Below are 16706 nucleotides of genomic sequence, written 5' to 3' on the forward strand. Positions count from 1 at the left end.
TTAAAGCTGCCCACCCTCTCAGGATCAACCACTGTGATTCGCAGAAACCCCTCCGGCCACCTCCCAGAAATCGCTGAGTCGGCCTACATCGACCAAACCGCGATCATCTGCGGCAAGGTGGTGATCAAAGACAACGTGTTCGTTGGCCCCTACGCCGTGATCCGCGCCGACGAAGTCGACGCCAGCGGCGATATGCAGCCGATCGTCATCGGCGCCAATTCCAATATCCAGGATGGCGTGGTGATCCACTCCAAGTCTGGCGCCGCGGTAAGCATTGGTGAATACACCTCGATTGCCCACCGCTCGATCGTCCACGGCCCCTGCACCGTGGGTGATCGGGTATTCATCGGCTTCAACAGCGTGTTGTTCAACTGCCGCGTGGGCAATGGCAGCGTGGTGCGGCACAACTCGGTGGTCGACGGCAGGGATTTGCCCGAACGCTTCTACGTGCCGCCCACCGAGCACATCGGCCCCCACACCGATTTGCAGAGTTACCCGCCGGTCAGCGTTTCGGCCTCGGAGTTCTCCGAAGACGTCGCGCGCACCAATATCGATCTGGTCCAGGGCTACAAGGCCTTGCAGAACGAGTTTTGAGCATGGCCGACTTGCTCATACGCAATGCCCGGGTGGTCAATGAAGGGCGTGAGTTCGACGCCGACCTGCTGGTCGCCCACGGGCGCATCGAAAAAATCGCCGCGAGTATCGACAACGCCCAGGCGTGCATCGAACTCGACGCCGATGGCCGCTGGCTGGTGCCGGGCATGATCGATGACCAGGTGCACTTTCGCGAGCCAGGCGCTGCGCACAAAGGCTCCATTGCCAGCGAGTCGCGTGCCGCAGTGGCCGGCGGCATTACCAGTTTCATGGACATGCCCAACACCCATCCGCCCACCCTGACCCTGGCAGCGCTGGCCGACAAGCAGCGCCGCGCGGCGGCGACTGCGCGGGCCAACTATGGTTTTCACTTTGGTGTCAGCCGCGACAACCTGGAAACCATCGCCGCGCTCGACCCTGGCGCGGTCGCCGGGATCAAGGTGTTCATGGGCGCATCCACCGGCGACATGCTGGTAGATGACCCTCAGGTACTGGAAAAGCTGTTCAGCTGTGCCCCCACCATCCTGCTCGCCCACTGCGAGCACACCCCCAGCATCCTTGCCAACCAGGCGCGCTGGCAGCAGCGCCATGGCACGTTCATCCCGCCCGCCGCGCACCCACAGATTCGCGACGCCCAGGCGTGCTATCGCTCCTCGCGGCTGGCCGTCGAGCTGGCCCGGCGTTTCGGCACTCGGCTGCATGTACTGCACCTGACCACAGCCGGCGAACTGGCGTTGTTCGAGCCGGGCCCGGTGACCGGCAAGCGCATCACCGCCGAGGTCTGCCTGCACCATTTGCTGTTCGACGATAGCGACTACGCAGCGCTTGGCCACCTGATCAAGTGCAATCCGGCGATCAAGTCGCGCGCCGACCGCGACGCTTTGCGTCAGGCGCTGGCCAGCGATCTCATCGATGTAATCGGCACCGACCATGCACCGCACAGCCTGGAAGAAAAACAGCGCGATTACCTCCAGGCACCGTCCGGGCTGCCATTGGTCCAGCATGCCTTGCCGGCCGCCTTGGAGCTGGTCAGCGAAGGGGTAATGAGCCTGAGCCAGATGGTCAGCAAGACCAGCCATGCAGTAGCGGACTTGTTCGCCATTCGCGAGCGCGGCTACCTGCGCGAAGGCTACTGGGCGGATTTTGCGCTGGTCGAGCGCCTGGCTCAGCCCCTGCCAGCCAGCGCGCAACCGATACTCGCCCACTGCGGCTGGACCCCCTTTGCCCAGTGCAGCTTTCGCCATGCCGTGCGCAGCACCGTGGTGTCGGGTCAGTTGGCTTGGCACCAGGGCCAGGTGATAGACAGCTGCCAAGGGCTGCCGTTGATGTTTGAACGATGAAGGAAGCACCGCCATGACCGAACAAGAGTTACTCAAGCAAAGCCCAGCGGCCTACATGAACGAGCCGCAGCGCCAGTTTTTTCGCACATTGCTGATAAGCCAGCGTAGCGATCTGCAGCAGCGCATCGAGCAAGAGTTTCGCGCCTTGCGCGAACAGGAAGTGCTCAGCGACCCCGCCGACATTGGCAGCGCCGAGGAGGAGCGACACTGGCAATTGCGCTCGCTGGAGCGCGAGAAGAAGCTGCTGGACAAGATCGACCAGGCCCTTGAGCGCCTAGCCCGTGGTGAGTATGGCTGGTGCGAGGAAACCGGCGAGCCGATCGGCCTGCGCCGTTTGCTGCTGCGGCCGACCGCCACCTTGTGCATCGAAGCCAAGGAGCGCCAGGAGCTGAAGGAAAAGCACCAGCGGGACGGCGCCTGAGCCGCCCCGCGCTGGCGTTCAGTCTGCCCCCAGCTCACGCACCTGCCAGCGCACCGCGCTGACGCCTTTTTCCAGGCTGACCCGGCCGACCAGCCGCTCCAGTTGAGCCGTGGCTTGCGGATTGCCCAGCAGTTCGGCGCGCACTTCCAGGCGGCTGGCGTCAGGCAGATCCTCGCTGTGCAGCGACTGCAAGCGCAGGCCAGGGTCGCTGAGGCTGTGCAGCATCAGGCTGCGCACCTGGATCTCGTCCTCGGCGCGGCAAACGATACGCACCTCGAAACGCTGCTCGACCTCGCTGGCCGGCAACACTTCCTGGTGATCCAGACGTTGGGCAATATCGCGCAGCAAAATGTTGGCGCAGAGCACCACCAGGCTGCCCACCGCTGCCTCCAATAGCAGCCCAACGCTGCACAGCACGCCGACAGCGGCGGTGCACCAGAGGGTCGCGGCAGTATTGAGCCCGCGCACGTTCAAGCCGTCGCGCATGATTACGCCGCCGCCGAGAAAACCGATACCCGACACCACATAAGCGGCGATCCGCGACGCATCGGTCGGGGCCATGCCCGGCACTGCCTGGGTCATCAGCACGAACAGGCAAGCGCCGGTGCTGACCAGCGCATTGGTGCGCAGGCCGGTCAGGCGTTGACGCAGTTGTCGCTCAGCGCCGATCAAGGCACCGAGCAGCAGGGCTACGCTGACGCGCAGCAGAAAGACTTTCCAATCCATAGCAAACCTCGTTGCACGGGCAATCGCCCGTACGAGCACCATCGGCAGATGGCACGTTGAAAAATGAGAATGCGCAGGACCACAGCAGCCATCGCCCATCGGGCGGCGGTGTAACGAAGAGGGGGGAGGGAGCATTGACCCGTTTGGGCCGTGCTGAACCACCGTCTACCGAGTTTGGCGAGACAGTGGCAGAAATACTGCCGGACTAGCTCGCCGTGTGGACCTGTCGCAATCGACTGGGGCTACTGTCCAATGCAGGACTCCTGTGTGGGGATGCGTAATTGCGCGGCGGACCTTACCCCTGGCACGGGGCAAGGTCAACGACACAAAGATGACAATTGCGTCATAGAGGCGTTTGCTCGATCAGGCTGGGCTGATCCGTACCGGCTGCGGTGGTAATCTTGCGCCTTTGGTCATCTACTGCGGATTTTCCCATGCTGTTCAATCTCGCCATCCTCTTCGCCACCGTGCTGGCCATGGAAGGCGTCGGCACCTTGGCGCACAAGTACATCATGCATGGCTGGGGCTGGTGGTTGCACCGCTCGCACCATCAGCCGCAGCTGGGCATGCTGGAAACCAACGACGTCTACCTGGTGGCGCTGGCCCTGATTGCGACCGGCCTGGTGGCGCTGGGCAAGGCCGGGCATGCGCCATTGCAGTGGGTCGGCGGCGGGGTAGGGGGTTATGGCCTGCTGTATGTGCTGGCCCATGACGGCTGGTTTCACCGGCATTGGCCGCGCAAGCTGCGCCCAGCCAATCGATACCTGAAGCGACTGCATCGGGCGCACCGGCTACACCATGCGGTTAAGGGGCGCCAGGGCTGCGTCTCGTTCGGTTTTTTCTATGCACCGCCCTTGGCCGTGCTCAAGCGCCAATTGCGTGCACGGCGTACGCACATCGAGCGCTGAAGCAGCGGGCCTCATCCCGGATCAAGCCCGCCCCTGCAAAGGTCAATCTTCAGCGGTACGCCCGGAACCCGCCGCGCCCGGCTCTAGCGTTTGGCCCCGACTCACCCACCAGCCAAACCCCGCCGCGGTGAAGAACATCAGCAAGCTATAGATCGCCGCTGGCACTGCCATGGTGGCGTTATTGAGCAGCGACGGGCTCAAGGCCAGGGCAATGGCCAAGGTGCCGTTGTGAATACCGATCTCCATGCCAATGGCAATCGCCTGGCGCTTGGGGATGTTCAACAAGCGCGGCACCCAGTAGCCCACGCCCAGGCTGAGCAGGTTGAACAATAGCGCAGCGCCGCCGACGATCGGTGCGTACTCGACCACGGTCTGCCAATCCTTGGCCAGCGCCAGGACGATGGTGAACGCCAGGAACAGCGCCGCCACCAGCTTCATTGGTTTCTCCATGCGCGCGGCAAAGCCCGGTGCCCAGCGGCGGATCATCATGCCCAGCGCCACCGGCAGCAAGACGATGGCGAACACTTGCATGACCTTGGCAAATTGCAGCGGAATCGCCTGGTCCGACTCCATGAACCAGATCAGCGACAGATTGACCAGCAGCGGCATGGTCAGGATCGCGATCAGCGAGTTGACCGCGGTCAAGGTGATGTTCAGCGCCACATCGCCATGGGCCAGGTGGCTGAACAGGTTGGCCGTGGTGCCGCCGGGCGAGGCTGCCAACAGCATCAGGCCGACCGCCAGTGCCGACTCCAGGCCAAAGCCATTGGCGATCAGGAAGCACACCAACGGTAGCAGCAGGATCTGGCAAGCCAGGCCAATCACTACCGGCTTGGGGTACTTCACCACCCGGGCGAAGTCAGCCAGGGTCAGCGACAAGCCAAGCCCGAGCATGATGATGCCCAAGGCGATAGGCAGGACGGCGGTAAGCAAGGGTGAGGCGGTCATGGGCACTGTCTCGAACAAAGTAGTGCCAGCAGTGTAGGTGGCGCTCGAACGATCGCTAATCGCACTAGGCCAGGTCTTGGTAAAGTTTTGTTACTGCGCCTGTGGCCAAAGCACCGTCACAGCGGCTCTGCGCCGCGTTGCTTACTGGCGGCGGGCGCAGTAGGATTCGCGCTTTTGCCGAGGATTAGCCTGTCATGCCGTTCCAGCAAGGTCTGCTTGCCACCCCGGTGCCGGCGCACGCCCGTCACCTGTTCTTCACCTTGCACGCAAGCCAGGCGCTGCCTGCGGTGCTTGACGCTTTGCTGACGCAAGTCGATGGCCAGCAACTGATCGTCGGCATCGGCGCGCCGCTGGCCAAGGCCCTGGGCCGCGAAGTCCCGGGGCTACGCAGCTTCCCGCAACTGGACGCGGCGGTCGAGAACCCTAGCACCCAGCACGCCCTGTGGCTGTGGCTGCGCGGTGCTGAGCGCGGTGAGCTGTTCCTGCGCGCGCAGGCCTTGGAACAACTGCTGGCACCGGCCTTGCGCCTGGTAGACAGTGTCGATGGCTTCCTGCACCGCGGCGGTCACGACCTGACCGGCTATGAAGACGGTACTGAGAACCCGGTCGAGCAAGCGGCAGTAGACGCGGCAATCGTTGCCGGCGAGCAGCCAGGCCTGAGCGGTTCGAGCTTTGCTGCCTTCCAGCTGTGGAAGCATGACCTGAACTACTTCAAGTCGCTGCCGCAGGCTGAGCAAGACAACATCATTGGCCGCCGTCTCAGCGACAACGAAGAGCTGGACGATGCGCCAGAGTCGGCACACGTCAAACGTACCGCTCAGGAGAGCTTCGACCCTGAAGCCTTCATGGTCAGGCGTTCGGTCGCCTGGGCCGATGAGCGCGGTGCGGGCCTGGCGTTCGTTGCCCTGGGGCATAGCTTCGACGCTTTCGAGGTGCAGCTGCGCCGCATGAGCGGCCTGGAAGACGGCGTGATCGACGGCCTGTACCGCTTCAGCCGGCCACTGACCGGCGGTTACTACTGGTGCCCACCGCTCAATGCTGGCGGTCTGGACTTGAGCTTGCTGCTGCAGGCCTAAAGCTAAACATCCAGATACAGAAACACCCACCGGTGCGGGGTAGAGCGGCTAGCCTTGAAAGTTTCCGATTCATGACGGGAGCTTTTCTATGTACGGTCGTCGTGATGTCCTACGCACTGGTGCGGCTTTAGGCCTATTGGCTGCCAGCCCTTGGCTACGCGCTGAAGCCGCCAGCGGCATGCTCACCCGCAAGGTCCCCGCAACCGGTGAAGCCTTGCCGGTCATCGGCGCTGGCACCTCTGGCAGTTTCGAGGTCGAGGCGGGCTCTGCGCAGTACCAGCAGCTCAAGCAAGTGCTCAAGGCGTTTTTCGACGGTGGCGGCAAGGTCATCGACACCTCGCCCAACTACGGCGGCGCCGATGCCATTCTCGGCCAGTTGCTGGAGGAGGGCGGCTGGCACCGCCAGTGCTTCATCGCCACCAAGATCGCCGCGGACAGCGCCGCTGCCGCCCAGGAGCAGTGGGCCGGCACGCTCAGGAGCCTGCGCACCGACAAGGTCGATTTGCTGCAGATCCACAACCTGCGAGACTGGCAACGCCAACTGCCCTACGCCCGCGAGCTCAAGGCCCAGGGCAAGACCCGCTATATCGGCATTACCCACTACCTGGCCAGCGGCCAGGATGATGTCGAGCGGATTGTGCGCAGCGAAAAGCTCGATTTCATCCAGATCAACTATTCGGTCAACTCGCCTGAGGCGGCGAAAAGCCTGCTACCGCTGTGCCAGGACAAGGGCGTGGCGGTGCTGATCAACCGTGCCTTCGATGACGGCCGGCTGTTCGCCAAGGTCAAGGATCAGCCGTTGCCGGGCTGGGCGGCAGAGGCCGGGGTTAGCAGCTGGGCGCAGTTGTTCTTGAAGTTCGCCATCAGCCATCCGGCCGTGACGGCGGTGATCCCCGCGACCAGTCGCCCGGACCGCCAGCTCGATCAACTCAAGGCCGGCAGTGGCGCGTTACTCAGCCAGACGCAGCAGCAAGCGCTGATCGAGCAGTTCGCCTGAGCCGATGAGCAACTGGCGGCGGCGCTTGGATCAAGGGCTCAACCTCAAGCCCGACGAGGGCCCGGCGGTAATCGCCGGTCTGGCCTTGTTCTACCTGCTGTTCACCGGTTACTTCATGCTGCGGCCGGTACGCGAGACCATGGGCGTAGCTGGCGGGGTGGACAACCTGCAATGGCTGTTCACTGGCACCTTCGTGGTGACGCTGATCTGCCTGCCGCTGTTCGGCTGGCTGGCTTCGCGGGTCAAACGACGGCGCATCCTGCCTTGGACCTATGCCTTCTTTGCCAGCAACCTGCTGCTATTTGCCGTGCTGTTTGCCCGCGACCCTGACGCTATCTGGCAGGCGCGGGCCTTTTACATCTGGCTGTCGGTGTTCAACCTGCTGGCCATTTCCCTGGCCTGGAGCGTGTTGGCTGACCTGTTTTCCAGCGAACAGGGCAAGCGGCTGTTCGGCCTGCTGGCGGCCGGCGCCAGCTTGGGCGGCTTGACCGGGCCGGTGCTCGGCACCCTGCTGGTGGCGCCGCTGGGGCATGCTGGGTTGCTGGTCCTGGCGTGTCTGTTGCTGCTTGGCAGCATCGGCGCCACCCTCTACCTGCAGCGCTGGCGTGACCGGCATCCGTTGCCGGCGATGAGTGAGCATCCGGCCTCCAAGCCCTTGGGTGGCAATCCGTTCGCCGGCGCTACCGCGGTGCTGCGCTCGCCGTATTTACTGGGTATCGCACTGTTCGTGGTGCTGCTGGCCAGTGTCAGTACGTTTTTGTACTTCGAACAGGCACGCATCGTCAGTGAAACGTTCGCTGACCGGACCCGGCAAACCCAGGTGTTTGGCCTGATCGACAGCGTGGTGCAGGCGCTGGCCATACTGACCCAGGTATTTATCACCGGCCGGCTGGCCCGGCGCCTTGGGGTCGGCGTGCTCTTGGTGGCAGTACCGCTGGTGATGGCGGCCGGTTTCCTCTGGCTGGCCGTGGCGCCGGTGTTTGCTGTGTTCGTGGTGGTGATGGTGGTACGCCGCGCCGGTGAATACGCCTTGGTTCGCCCTGGGCGAGAAATGCTGTTTACCGTGTTACCTGCCGAAGACAAGTACAAGGCCAAGAACTTCATCGACACCGTGGTCTATCGCGGTGGCGATGCCTTGAGTGGCTGGGTCAAGCGTGCGCTGGATGTGATGGGCGACCACCCGCAGCTGGCCATGCTGATCGGAGCGGCGATTGCCCTGGGCTGGGCGGTTACCGGTGGTTGGCTGGGTCGCCGTCAGCGGGGGCTGGAGGAGCGAAACTGAAATGCGGCCCCAATACAGGCGCCCCTAATCTTAGGTGTGCAGCAGTTCGGTAATACCCCGGGGTAGCCGCCGTATGGGCCTTGAATACCCGCTGAAAATGGCTCTGGTCAGCGAAACCCAGGCGATAAGCCACCTCAGCAAGTTCCTCACCTTGGCGAAGCAGCTGCCGCGCCCGGTTGATCCGGGCGTTGAGCAGATAAGCGTGGGGCGTAAAACCAGTGGCTGCACGGAAGGCGCGAATCAGCTGATAGCGCCCAAGGTCGGCTTGGCGTGCCAGCGAGCCGAGGCTCAGCTCGGCCAATTCCGCCTGATCGATATGCTCAATCAGTTGGCCAAGAACAGACTGGCTAAGCGGTGCAAGGGCGACCGCCTCCAGCGCAGGGTATGCACTGAAATCATGGTCCCCCATGAACGTCACCAGCGCTGCGTGCTTCTCGGCAACCCCGGCGCCTGAGAACAACAGCGCATTGAGCTGACAAAAGTGCTGGTAAAGCTCCACTGAGCGGACGATGCGCGCCGGTTCACCCGCATCAGCCGCTGGCGTGCCCATCTCCAGGCGCAATTGCTGCAACCATTGGGCATCCAGGTGCAGCATCTGGTAACTCCAGGCCGTACCCGGTTCCGGGTTGCAAGCATGCACCCGCTGCGCCGGCACCAGCACCAGGGTGCCTGGCGTCAGGCGCACTTGCCGTTTGCCGGCACCGCTGAAACGGCTAAAACCCACATCGACCGCACCTATGGAAAACGTTGGGTGGCTATGGGCCTTGTAACAGGCGCGGCTATGACAAGCGCGGCGACTTTCGACGAAGGGCAGGGCGGGGTCATGCCAGATTTCGCTGCTTGCGCAATGCATGGGCCTGTCTCGGGTGTCAGCGGAGCGCGCAGTCTAACCTGTGGCCCACTGTTGCGGCCATTTACCCCGTGACTGTGCTTGACGCCGGCAGGCCAGGGCGGCGAGGCTGGCCCGGTCGCAACGGAGAACAATAATGGACCTGTCGAGCCTGCTGCTTTTCATTCCCGCCTGCTTTGCCCTGAACATGGCACCTGGCCCCAACAACCTCTTGTCCCTGCACAACGCCAGCCGTTATGGCCTGCGCACCGCCTGTGTGGCCGGCGCTGGGCGGATTCTCGCCTTCAGCGGCATGATCACCCTGGCGGCAATGGGCCTGGCGGTGGTGCTGCACACCAGCGAATACCTGTTTCTAAGCATCAAGGTGATTGGCGCGGCCTACCTGTTCTACATCGCCTGGCAACTGTGGCGGGCACCGGTTGCTGAGGCGCACCTGACGGGCGATCACCCACGCGGCACCTGGCGCCTGGCCCGGCAAGAGTTCTGGGTGGCGGCGGGTAATCCGAAAGCGATTTTGCTGTTCACCGCCTTTTTGCCGCAGTTCGTTTCGATGAACAGCGCCACGCCGGTCAGTGAACAGTTCCTCTGGCTGGGCGGGCTGTTCCTGCTGTTGGAGTGGGCGGCAATCGCGATCTATGCGGGGCTGGGCGCTTACCTGCAGCGCTGGTTCAATCGGCCTGGACCACGACGGGTGTTCAACCGGGTCAGTGCTTCGCTGCTTGGCTGTGCCGGGTTAGGGTTGCTGGCAGCGCGGCGCTAGGCTTCATCAATCGCGGTAGAACACCTGCACCAGGTGATAGCCAAACTTGGACTTGATCGGCCCGTGGATCTCTCGCAGGGCTTTCTTGAAGATCACCTGGTCGATCGCGCCGACCATCTGCCCTGGGCGCACTTCGCCCAGATCGCCGCCGCGCTTGCCCGACGGGCAGGTGGAAAACTTCTTCGCCAGGACGTCGAAGGCCTCGCCCTTGGCGATGCGTTGCTTGAGCTGTTCGGCCTCGGCAGCGGTCTTGACCAGGATGTGACGGGCTTGAGCTTTCATGGGACACCTGTGTATCGGGCAAAAAAGGGCGCCATTATGCCTGATCGCGCAGCTCTGCGCGGTCGCGGAATTGCTCCAGCGCTTCAGGGTTGGCCAGCGCATCGGTATTTTTCACAGGCTGGCCGTGGACCACATTGCGTATCGCCAACTCCACCAGTTTGCCGCTGATGGTCCGCGGGATATCGTTGACCTGGGCGATCACCGCCGGCACGTGGCGCGGCGTGGTGTACTGGCGAATCACCTGGCGGATACGTTGGCGCAGGTCGTCATCCAGTTGCAGCCCCTCGCGCAGGCGCACGAACAGCACCACGCGCACATCGTTGTGCCACTGCTGGCCAATGGCGACGCTCTCGACCACTTCTTCGACCTTCTCTACCTGCCGGTAGATCTCTGCCGTGCCAATGCGCACCCCGCCCGGGTTGAGCACTGCATCGGAGCGGCCATGGATTATCAGGCCACCTGTGGCACTTTGCTCGGCATAGTCGCCCTGGGCCCAGACCCCGGCAAACTGGCTGAAATACGCCTCGTGGTAGCGGCTGCCATCGCTATCCCCCCAGAACCCCAGCGGCATCGAAGGGAAGTTGCGCGTGCAGACCAGCTCGCCTTTCTCGCCGATCAGCGGCTGGCCGTGCTCGTCCCACACCTCCACAGCCATGCCGAGGCCTTTGCACTGAATCTCGCCACGGCGCACTGGCAGTAACGGATTACCCAGGACAAAGCAGGAGACGATATCGGTGCCGCCAGACATCGAAGCCAAGCACACGTCGGCCTTGATCTGGCGATAGACGTAGTCGTAGCTGTGCGGCGACAGCGGCGAGCCGGTCGAGAGGATCAGGCGCAGGCTGTCCAGGCGATGGCTGGTGGCCGGCTGCAGGCCTTCTTGCTCCAGCGCGGCCAGGTACTTGGCACTGGTGCCGAAGGCCGTGACCTGCTCACTATCGATCAGGTCGAGCAGGCGTTCGGCGCCTGGGTGAAATGGCGAGCCGTCGTAGAGCACGATCGTTGCGCCAACGGCTAAGGCGCTGGCAAGCCAGTTCCACATCATCCAGCCGCAGGTGGTGTAGTAGAACAGGACGTCGTCGGCCTTCAAGTCGTTATGCAGGCCATGTTCCTTGAGGTGCTGCAACAACACACCGCCAGCGCGATGGACGATGCACTTGGGCACGCCGGTGGTGCCGCTGGAGTAGAGGATGTACAGCGGATGGTCGAAGGGCAGCGCAGTGAACTGAGGCTCGCCCCCAGCCTGGTAGAACGCATCCCACAGGCTGACGTTGGGTGCGACGAACTCCTCGGCTTGGGTATGGCTGCGGGTGTAGGGCACGATCAGCAAGCGCTCAAGGCCTGGCAGCTGGCTGACCACTTGGTTGATCTTGTCCACCTGGTCGATGCGCTTGCCGGCGTATTCGTAGCCGGCGCAGGCAATCAGGAGTTTCGGCTCGATCTGGCCGAAGCGATCGATGATGCCGTGCAGGCCGAATTCAGGTGAGGAGCTGGACCAGACCGCGCCGATACTGGCGCAGGCGAGCATGGCCACCAACGTTTCCAAGGTATTGGGCATGACCGCAGCAACCCGGTCACCGGCCTGGATGCCACACGCGCTCAAGGCACGCTGGAAACCGGCCACCTGAGCGGCCAGTTGGCTATGGGTGAACCCCTGGCGTTTACCGTCTTCACGTACGGCGATAACCGCCGGACGGTCGTCGCGGCGCTGCAGCAGGTGTTCGGCGTAGTTGAGGGTGGCGCCAGGGAACCAGCGCGCATCGGGCATGAGCCGGCCTTCTTCGAGTACCTGGCTAGCGGGGGATTGCCACTGTACGTGGAAGTACTCCGCCAGGGTCTGCCAGAAGGCTGCGCGGTGCTCGATGCTCCAGCGGTGCAGGGCGGGGTAATCGTTGAGCTGCAGATTGAAACGCAGGTTGACCCGGCGGCGGAAGGCATCCATCCGGCTGGCCTCGATCCGCGCCGTGGAGGGGCGCCAGAGCACATCGTTCATGCCGAAATCTCCGCAAAGGCGTGTAGGCGAGGGCAAGCCCGCGCCTACAAGGGCTCTATTACTCCACTTTAGCTGTTTCTACCTTTTCGGACGCCGACCATACGCGATAACGCACCTCGACACCTTTGGGCACGTAGACCACCACCGGCAGCTTGCTGTTATAGCGCAGCATGAAGCCTTCGCCGATTACCGGCACGAAGGCCTTGGTTTTCTTGCCATCCGGGCAGGCCATCAGGGTGCTGACCGGGCCGCCGACTTTTTCCAGCCGGTAATAGCTGTAGCCCCAGCCTTCCAGGGTTTTTTCTTCCAGGGTTCCGGCCAGACGCTGACGATTGCAGTCTACCTCAAGGGTTTTGCCAGCCAGAATCTCCAGCTTGTGGGCCGATTCATCAGCCTGCGCGGGCAGGTGGATGACCTGGCGGGTGAAGCCTTGTTCCGCCTCAGGATAGGGCGCGACGTCCTTGAGCGTGGCCGCCATTGCCGGAACGGCGGCGGCCAGGGTCAGGGAGAAGATCGCGGTCAGTGGGAATGGGCGCATACGGCCTCCTTGCAATTGAACGAATGCAAGACCGCGCCAGGCTCACCGCCAACCCTCACTGGGCCAGCCAGCCACCATCGACGTTCCAGGCGGCGCCGCGGACCTGGCTTGCGGCCTCGCTGCACAGGAACAATACCAGCTCACCCAGATGCTGGGGGGTGACGAACGCCAAAGAAGGTTGTTTTTCGGCGAGCAAATCGTGCTGCGCTTGCTGCGGATCAGCCCCGGCCGCTGCGCGATCGTCGATCTGCTTCTGCACCAGCGGGGTCAACACCCAACCGGGACAGATGGCGTTGCAAGTGACATTGCTGGTAGCGGTTTCCAGCCCCACCACCTTGGTCAGGCCGATCACGCCATGTTTGGCAGCCACATACGCGGCCTTGCCAGTAGAGCCCACCAAGCCATGCACCGAAGCGATATTGACGATCCGCCCCCAGTTGCGCGCACGCATGCCGGGCAAGGCCAGGCGCGTGCCATGAAACACCGCCGAGAGGTTCAGGGCGATGATCTTGTCCCAGCTTTCGAGGGGAAAGTTCTCGACCGGGGCGACGTGCTGGATCCCGGCGTTATTGACCAGGATATCGACCCCGCCAAAGTCGCGCTCAGCCAGGGCGAACAGGTCTTCAATCTGCGTGACCTGGGACAAGTCTGCCGGGTGATGGGCAACCTTCACCCCGTGGCGGGCGATCTCGGCCAGTGCCGGCGCCGGATCGCCAAAGCCGTTGAGGATGATGTTCGCCCCAGCGCCTGCCAGCACTTGGGCAATGCCCAGGCCGATGCCGCTGGTGGAACCGGTGACGAGTGCAGTTTTGCCAGTCAGTGTCATGCAAAAGCTCCTTAGACGATGCCGGTGGCGTAGAAGGTCGCGATGACCACGAAAACCGCCAGGGTCTTGATCAGGGTAATCCCAAAAATATCTTTGTAGGCTTCGCGGTGGGTCAGGCCGGTGACGGCCAGCAACGTGATCACCGCGCCGTTGTGCGGCAGGGTGTCCATGCCGCCACTGGCCATCGCCGCCACCCGGTGCAGCACTTCAAGCGGGATGTTGGCGGCGTTGGCCGCTGCGATGAAACTGTCGCCCATCGCCGCCAGGGCAATACTCATCCCGCCTGATGCCGAGCCGGTGATGCCCGCCAGCAAGGTCACGGTGATGGCTTCGTTGACCAGCGGATTAGGGATACCGCGTAGCGCATCGGCCAGCACCAAGAAGCCCGGCAGCGAGGCGATCACCGCACCGAAGCCGTATTCCGATGCGGTGTTCATGGCAGCCAGCAAGGCGCCGCTAACAGCGCTTTTGGTGCCCTCGGCCAGGCGCTGGCGGATTGCGCCGAAGGCGCACACCATCACCATCAAGATGCCCACCAGCAAGGCCGCCTGCACCGCCCAGATCGCGGTCAGCTTGGCCACATCGCTCTGCACTGGCGCGGCCATCCCCGGCAGTTGCAGGCTATGGCTGCTGCCGTACCACTGGGGGATCCAGTGGGTGAACAGCAGGTTCATCACCCCCACCAGCAGCAGCGGGGCGAGTGCCAGCAGTGGATTGGGCAGGGCCAGGTCGTCAGCGGTTTCTGGCTCATTGCGCAGTTCGCTGCCATAGCCTTCGCCGGCGCGCTGAGCCTTGTTGCGTTGGCGCTGCAGGTAGAGCATGCCGGTACAGAACACGAAGATTGTGCCAATCAAGCCCAGCCAGGGCGCGGCCCAGGCCGTGGTGTTGAAGAAGGTGCTGGGGATGATGTTCTGGATTTGTGGCGTGCCGGGCAGGGCGTCCATGGTGAAGGAGAACGCACCCAGGGCAATGGTCGCCGGGATCAGGCGCTTAGGGATATTGCTCTGGCGGAACATTTCCGCAGCGAACGGGTACACCGCGAACACCACCACGAACAGCGACACACCGCCGTAGGTGAGCAGCGCGCACACCAGCACGATCACCAGCATGGCCTGGCGGGTGCCCAGCAGGCGGATGGCGGCGGCAACGATCGAGCGCGAGAAGCCAGACAGCTCGATCAGCTTGCCGAACACCGCGCCGAGCAGAAATACCGGGAAGTACAGCTTGATGAAGCCGACCATTTTTTCCATGAACACGCCGGTGAAAGCGGGGGCAACAGCAGAAGGGTCGGTGAGCAGCACCGCGCCGAGGGCGGCGATGGGGGCGAAGAGGATTACGCTGTAGCCGCGGTAGGCGGCGAGCATCAGCAGCGCGAGGGCTGCCAAGGCGATGAGCACAGTCATCGGGTCTATCTCCTGGGTGAATCTTGTTTTTATGGGTTTGGAGGGGATAGCGGGAATCGTGCCAATTGCTTAAGTGGTTGATTTGTATGGTTTTATCGTTGATCTCAGGAATATATGTCTCTGATTTGAGATTGTTGGGGCTGCTTTGCAGCCCATCGCAGGCAAGCCAGCTCCTACAGGTACGGCGGCGTTTGTGAAAATCGCGCAGTACCTGTAGGAGCTGGCGAAGCCTGCGATGGGCCGCAACGCGGCCCCAACTATGCGGTCTCCAACTATAGATCGCTAATCTCATTATTGAGACACAACGCCCAGCGCGACCATTTTCTTGTACAACGTCGACCGTCCCACCCCCAGGCTCTGCGCCGTTTGCGGCACATTCCCAGCACAACGCGCCAAGGTCTCGACAATCACCTTACGCTCAAACTGCTCACACGCTTCGCGTAGATTCAACGCAACCGGCGCCCCTTCCACAGCCAGCAGAGGCCCTAGCGCTTCCTGCAAATCACTCAACCCCAACCGCGGCTGATCCGCCAACAGCGTCGCCCGCTCCAGCACGTTACGCAGCTCACGAATATTGCCCGGCCATGCATGGCGCATCAGCAAGGCCTGCGCCTCGTCCTCAAGCTCATATTGACTGCCCAAATCCGCCAGAATCGCCTCACACAGTGCCGGCAGGTCATCCAGACGCTCACGCAGCGGCGGCACCTGGATCGGCAGCACGTTCAGCCGGTAGTACAAATCCGCGCGGAACCGGCCTTCGGCCATGGCCACCTGCAGATCGATGGACGTTGCAGCGATGATCCGCACATCGCTGCGCAGCATCTGGTTGGAACCAACCGGCTCATACTCTTTCTCTTGCAGCACCCGCAGCAGCTTGCTCTGTAATGCCAGCGGCATATCGCCGATCTCATCGAGAAACAGCGTGCCGCCTTCGGCCAATTGCAGCTTGCCGGAACGGCCCTTGCGCTCGGCGCCGGTAAAGGCACCCGGCGCGGTGCCAAAGAACTCGGCCTCAAGCAGCGTTTCAGGAATCGCGGCGCTGTTGATGCTGACAAAGGCCTTGTGTGCCCTGGCCGAGGCGGCGTGGATGGCGTGGGCCAGCAGCTCCTTGCCGGTGCCGGTTTCACCCAGCAGCAACACCGGCGAATCACTGTTGGCGCCACGCCGGGCACGGCGTTTGGCTTCAAGGCTGGCTGGGCTGGTGCCGACGAACTGGGCGAAGGTGTACTTGGCCTGGCGCGCCCGCAACTGCGAACGGGTCGATGCCAGTTCCTGCTGCATGCTCGAATAACGTTTGAGCAGAGGTGACAAGCTGCGCAGTTCATCGAACAAGGCAAAGCCAATCGCCCCGATCAGCTTGCCCTGATCGTCATGAATCGGCAGGCGCATGACCACCAGAGGCTCATTGGGTGTATCGAGCATATCCAGCAGGATCGGCTTGCCATCGCTGACCACCTCGCGCATCAGGCTACCGGGAATCACCGCCTCGCACGGCTGGCCAATGGCACTGGCAGCGTCCGGCAGGCCAAAGCGGCGGGCGTAGCGCTCGTTCATCCAGACGATGCGCGCCTGACGGTCGACGATCACCGTGCCTTCGCTGGACTGCTCGATGATCTCGAACAGCGACCGGATCGCCAACTGGCGTACTTGGGGATAGTCCTTGAGGCTGTCGCTGTCGTGCATGGGGAGGCCTGGATAGGTGGAGCATGATTAAAGGTTTGTCAGTCGTAGCGGGTTGCCTGTTTCGCGGGCAAGCCGGCTC

The 16706-nt window shown here is 63.0% G+C and carries 16 protein-coding genes and 1 pseudogene; 8 read left to right on the forward strand and 9 right to left on the reverse strand.

Features of this window, described 5'->3' with window-relative positions:
* The first annotated feature begins 33 nt into the window (after positions 1–33).
* From ACF8K2_RS19275 to dksA, 3 genes are read left to right on the forward strand one after another with little or no spacing between them, the layout of a single operon-like run.
* Positions 34–594: a carbonate dehydratase gene (locus ACF8K2_RS19275; protein WP_186554418.1), complete on the forward strand. Its 561-nt coding sequence runs from the start codon at positions 34–36 to the stop codon at positions 592–594.
* Between the two features lie 2 nt (positions 595–596).
* Positions 597–1934 (forward strand): dihydroorotase, encoded by a 1338-nt coding sequence (locus ACF8K2_RS19280; protein WP_392467011.1) that lies wholly within the window; start codon positions 597–599, stop codon positions 1932–1934.
* Between the two features lie 13 nt (positions 1935–1947).
* Positions 1948–2355, forward strand: coding sequence for an RNA polymerase-binding protein DksA (dksA, locus tag ACF8K2_RS19285; RefSeq protein WP_392467015.1), 408 nt, complete (start codon positions 1948–1950; stop codon positions 2353–2355).
* An 18-nt stretch (positions 2356–2373) separates the two neighbouring features.
* Here the strand turns inward: dksA and ACF8K2_RS19290 are convergent, their stop codons facing one another.
* Complete coding sequence (locus ACF8K2_RS19290) at positions 2374–3081, reverse strand: MgtC/SapB family protein (RefSeq protein ID WP_392467017.1); 708 nt, start codon at positions 3079–3081, stop codon at positions 2374–2376.
* Positions 3082–3515: 434 nt separating this feature from the next.
* On the opposite strand from ACF8K2_RS19290, the gene ACF8K2_RS19295 reads away from it, so the two are divergent.
* Entirely contained in the window at positions 3516–3989 is a 474-nt protein-coding gene (locus tag ACF8K2_RS19295) for a sterol desaturase family protein (protein WP_392467020.1), read from the forward strand.
* 42 nt (positions 3990–4031) lie between these two features.
* Here the strand turns inward: ACF8K2_RS19295 and ACF8K2_RS19300 are convergent, their stop codons facing one another.
* Entirely contained in the window at positions 4032–4937 is a 906-nt protein-coding gene (locus ACF8K2_RS19300; protein ID WP_392467022.1) for a bile acid:sodium symporter family protein, read from the reverse strand.
* Between the two features lie 194 nt (positions 4938–5131).
* On the opposite strand from ACF8K2_RS19300, the gene ACF8K2_RS19305 reads away from it, so the two are divergent.
* The 3 genes from ACF8K2_RS19305 (at position 5132) to ACF8K2_RS19315 (ending at position 8292) form a co-directional block, all read left to right on the forward strand.
* Positions 5132–6013 carry a Dyp-type peroxidase gene (locus tag ACF8K2_RS19305; RefSeq protein WP_392467025.1) on the forward strand — a complete coding sequence of 294 codons (882 nt, stop codon included), beginning with the start codon at positions 5132–5134 and terminating at the stop codon, positions 6011–6013.
* An 88-nt stretch (positions 6014–6101) separates the two neighbouring features.
* Positions 6102–7010, forward strand: coding sequence for an aldo/keto reductase (locus tag ACF8K2_RS19310; protein WP_392467027.1), 909 nt, complete (start codon positions 6102–6104; stop codon positions 7008–7010).
* Between the two features lie 4 nt (positions 7011–7014).
* A complete protein-coding gene (locus tag ACF8K2_RS19315; protein ID WP_392467030.1) occupies positions 7015–8292 on the forward strand; it encodes an NTP/NDP exchange transporter in 1278 nt (425 codons plus the stop codon).
* A 46-nt stretch (positions 8293–8338) separates the two neighbouring features.
* Here ACF8K2_RS19315 and ACF8K2_RS19320 read toward each other — a convergent pair.
* Positions 8339–9145 (reverse strand): annotated as a pseudogene (locus ACF8K2_RS19320) (AraC family transcriptional regulator); the annotation flags it as partial.
* Between the two features lie 133 nt (positions 9146–9278).
* Here ACF8K2_RS19320 and ACF8K2_RS19325 point away from each other — a divergent pair.
* Positions 9279–9902, forward strand: a complete 624-nt coding sequence (locus ACF8K2_RS19325) for a LysE family translocator (protein WP_312152499.1) — start codon at positions 9279–9281, stop codon at positions 9900–9902.
* 6 nt (positions 9903–9908) lie between these two features.
* Here ACF8K2_RS19325 and ACF8K2_RS19330 read toward each other — a convergent pair whose 3' ends face one another.
* The 6 genes from ACF8K2_RS19330 to ACF8K2_RS19355 all read right to left on the reverse strand — a co-directional run bounded on the left by ACF8K2_RS19330 (position 9909) and on the right by ACF8K2_RS19355 (position 16627).
* The gene (locus ACF8K2_RS19330; RefSeq protein WP_186554429.1) at positions 9909–10184 is read right to left on the reverse strand and encodes a peptidylprolyl isomerase; all 276 of its coding nucleotides are present in this window, start codon (positions 10182–10184) and stop codon (positions 9909–9911) included.
* Between the two features lie 34 nt (positions 10185–10218).
* On the reverse strand, positions 10219–12177 hold the full coding sequence (locus ACF8K2_RS19335; protein ID WP_392467033.1) for an acetoacetate--CoA ligase: 1959 nt from the start codon (positions 12175–12177) through the stop codon (positions 10219–10221).
* A 58-nt stretch (positions 12178–12235) separates the two neighbouring features.
* The gene (gene eco / locus ACF8K2_RS19340; protein ID WP_392467035.1) at positions 12236–12715 is read right to left on the reverse strand and encodes a serine protease inhibitor ecotin; all 480 of its coding nucleotides are present in this window, start codon (positions 12713–12715) and stop codon (positions 12236–12238) included.
* Positions 12716–12770: 55 nt separating this feature from the next.
* Positions 12771–13541, reverse strand: coding sequence for a 3-hydroxybutyrate dehydrogenase (gene hbdH / locus ACF8K2_RS19345; RefSeq protein ID WP_186554432.1), 771 nt, complete (start codon positions 13539–13541; stop codon positions 12771–12773).
* Between the two features lie 11 nt (positions 13542–13552).
* The gene (locus ACF8K2_RS19350; protein ID WP_392467037.1) at positions 13553–14944 is read right to left on the reverse strand and encodes a GntP family permease; all 1392 of its coding nucleotides are present in this window, start codon (positions 14942–14944) and stop codon (positions 13553–13555) included.
* A gap of 291 nt (positions 14945–15235) precedes the next feature.
* Positions 15236–16627: a sigma-54 interaction domain-containing protein gene (locus tag ACF8K2_RS19355; protein ID WP_392467039.1), complete on the reverse strand. Its 1392-nt coding sequence runs from the start codon at positions 16625–16627 to the stop codon at positions 15236–15238.
* Positions 16628–16706: the final 79 nt, after the last annotated feature.

Origin of the sequence: Pseudomonas sp. xss_2 (assembly GCF_043104195.1) — a bacterium.
Classification (GTDB): domain Bacteria; phylum Pseudomonadota; class Gammaproteobacteria; order Pseudomonadales; family Pseudomonadaceae; genus Aquipseudomonas; species Aquipseudomonas urmiensis.

Bases quoted from the DNA above. Each gene is read 5' to 3' on its own strand.
- ACF8K2_RS19325 (WP_312152499.1), top strand. From the start codon at position 9,279: ATGGACCTGTCGAGCCTGCTGCTTTTCATTCCCGCCTGCTTTGCCCTG.
- ACF8K2_RS19280 (WP_392467011.1), top strand. From the start codon at position 597: ATGGCCGACTTGCTCATACGCAATGCCCGGGTGGTCAATGAAGGGCGT.
- ACF8K2_RS19335 (WP_392467033.1), bottom strand. From the start codon at position 12,177: ATGAACGATGTGCTCTGGCGCCCCTCCACGGCGCGGATCGAGGCCAGC.
- ACF8K2_RS19315 (WP_392467030.1), top strand. From the start codon at position 7,015: ATGAGCAACTGGCGGCGGCGCTTGGATCAAGGGCTCAACCTCAAGCCC.
- ACF8K2_RS19310 (WP_392467027.1), top strand. From the start codon at position 6,102: ATGTACGGTCGTCGTGATGTCCTACGCACTGGTGCGGCTTTAGGCCTA.
- eco (WP_392467035.1), bottom strand. From the start codon at position 12,715: ATGCGCCCATTCCCACTGACCGCGATCTTCTCCCTGACCCTGGCCGCC.
- ACF8K2_RS19355 (WP_392467039.1), bottom strand. From the start codon at position 16,627: ATGCACGACAGCGACAGCCTCAAGGACTATCCCCAAGTACGCCAGTTG.
- dksA (WP_392467015.1), top strand. From the start codon at position 1,948: ATGACCGAACAAGAGTTACTCAAGCAAAGCCCAGCGGCCTACATGAAC.
- ACF8K2_RS19290 (WP_392467017.1), bottom strand. From the start codon at position 3,081: ATGGATTGGAAAGTCTTTCTGCTGCGCGTCAGCGTAGCCCTGCTGCTC.
- ACF8K2_RS19350 (WP_392467037.1), bottom strand. From the start codon at position 14,944: ATGACTGTGCTCATCGCCTTGGCAGCCCTCGCGCTGCTGATGCTCGCC.
- ACF8K2_RS19300 (WP_392467022.1), bottom strand. From the start codon at position 4,937: ATGACCGCCTCACCCTTGCTTACCGCCGTCCTGCCTATCGCCTTGGGC.
- ACF8K2_RS19295 (WP_392467020.1), top strand. From the start codon at position 3,516: ATGCTGTTCAATCTCGCCATCCTCTTCGCCACCGTGCTGGCCATGGAA.
- ACF8K2_RS19305 (WP_392467025.1), top strand. From the start codon at position 5,132: ATGCCGTTCCAGCAAGGTCTGCTTGCCACCCCGGTGCCGGCGCACGCC.
- hbdH (WP_186554432.1), bottom strand. From the start codon at position 13,541: ATGACACTGACTGGCAAAACTGCACTCGTCACCGGTTCCACCAGCGGC.
- ACF8K2_RS19330 (WP_186554429.1), bottom strand. From the start codon at position 10,184: ATGAAAGCTCAAGCCCGTCACATCCTGGTCAAGACCGCTGCCGAGGCC.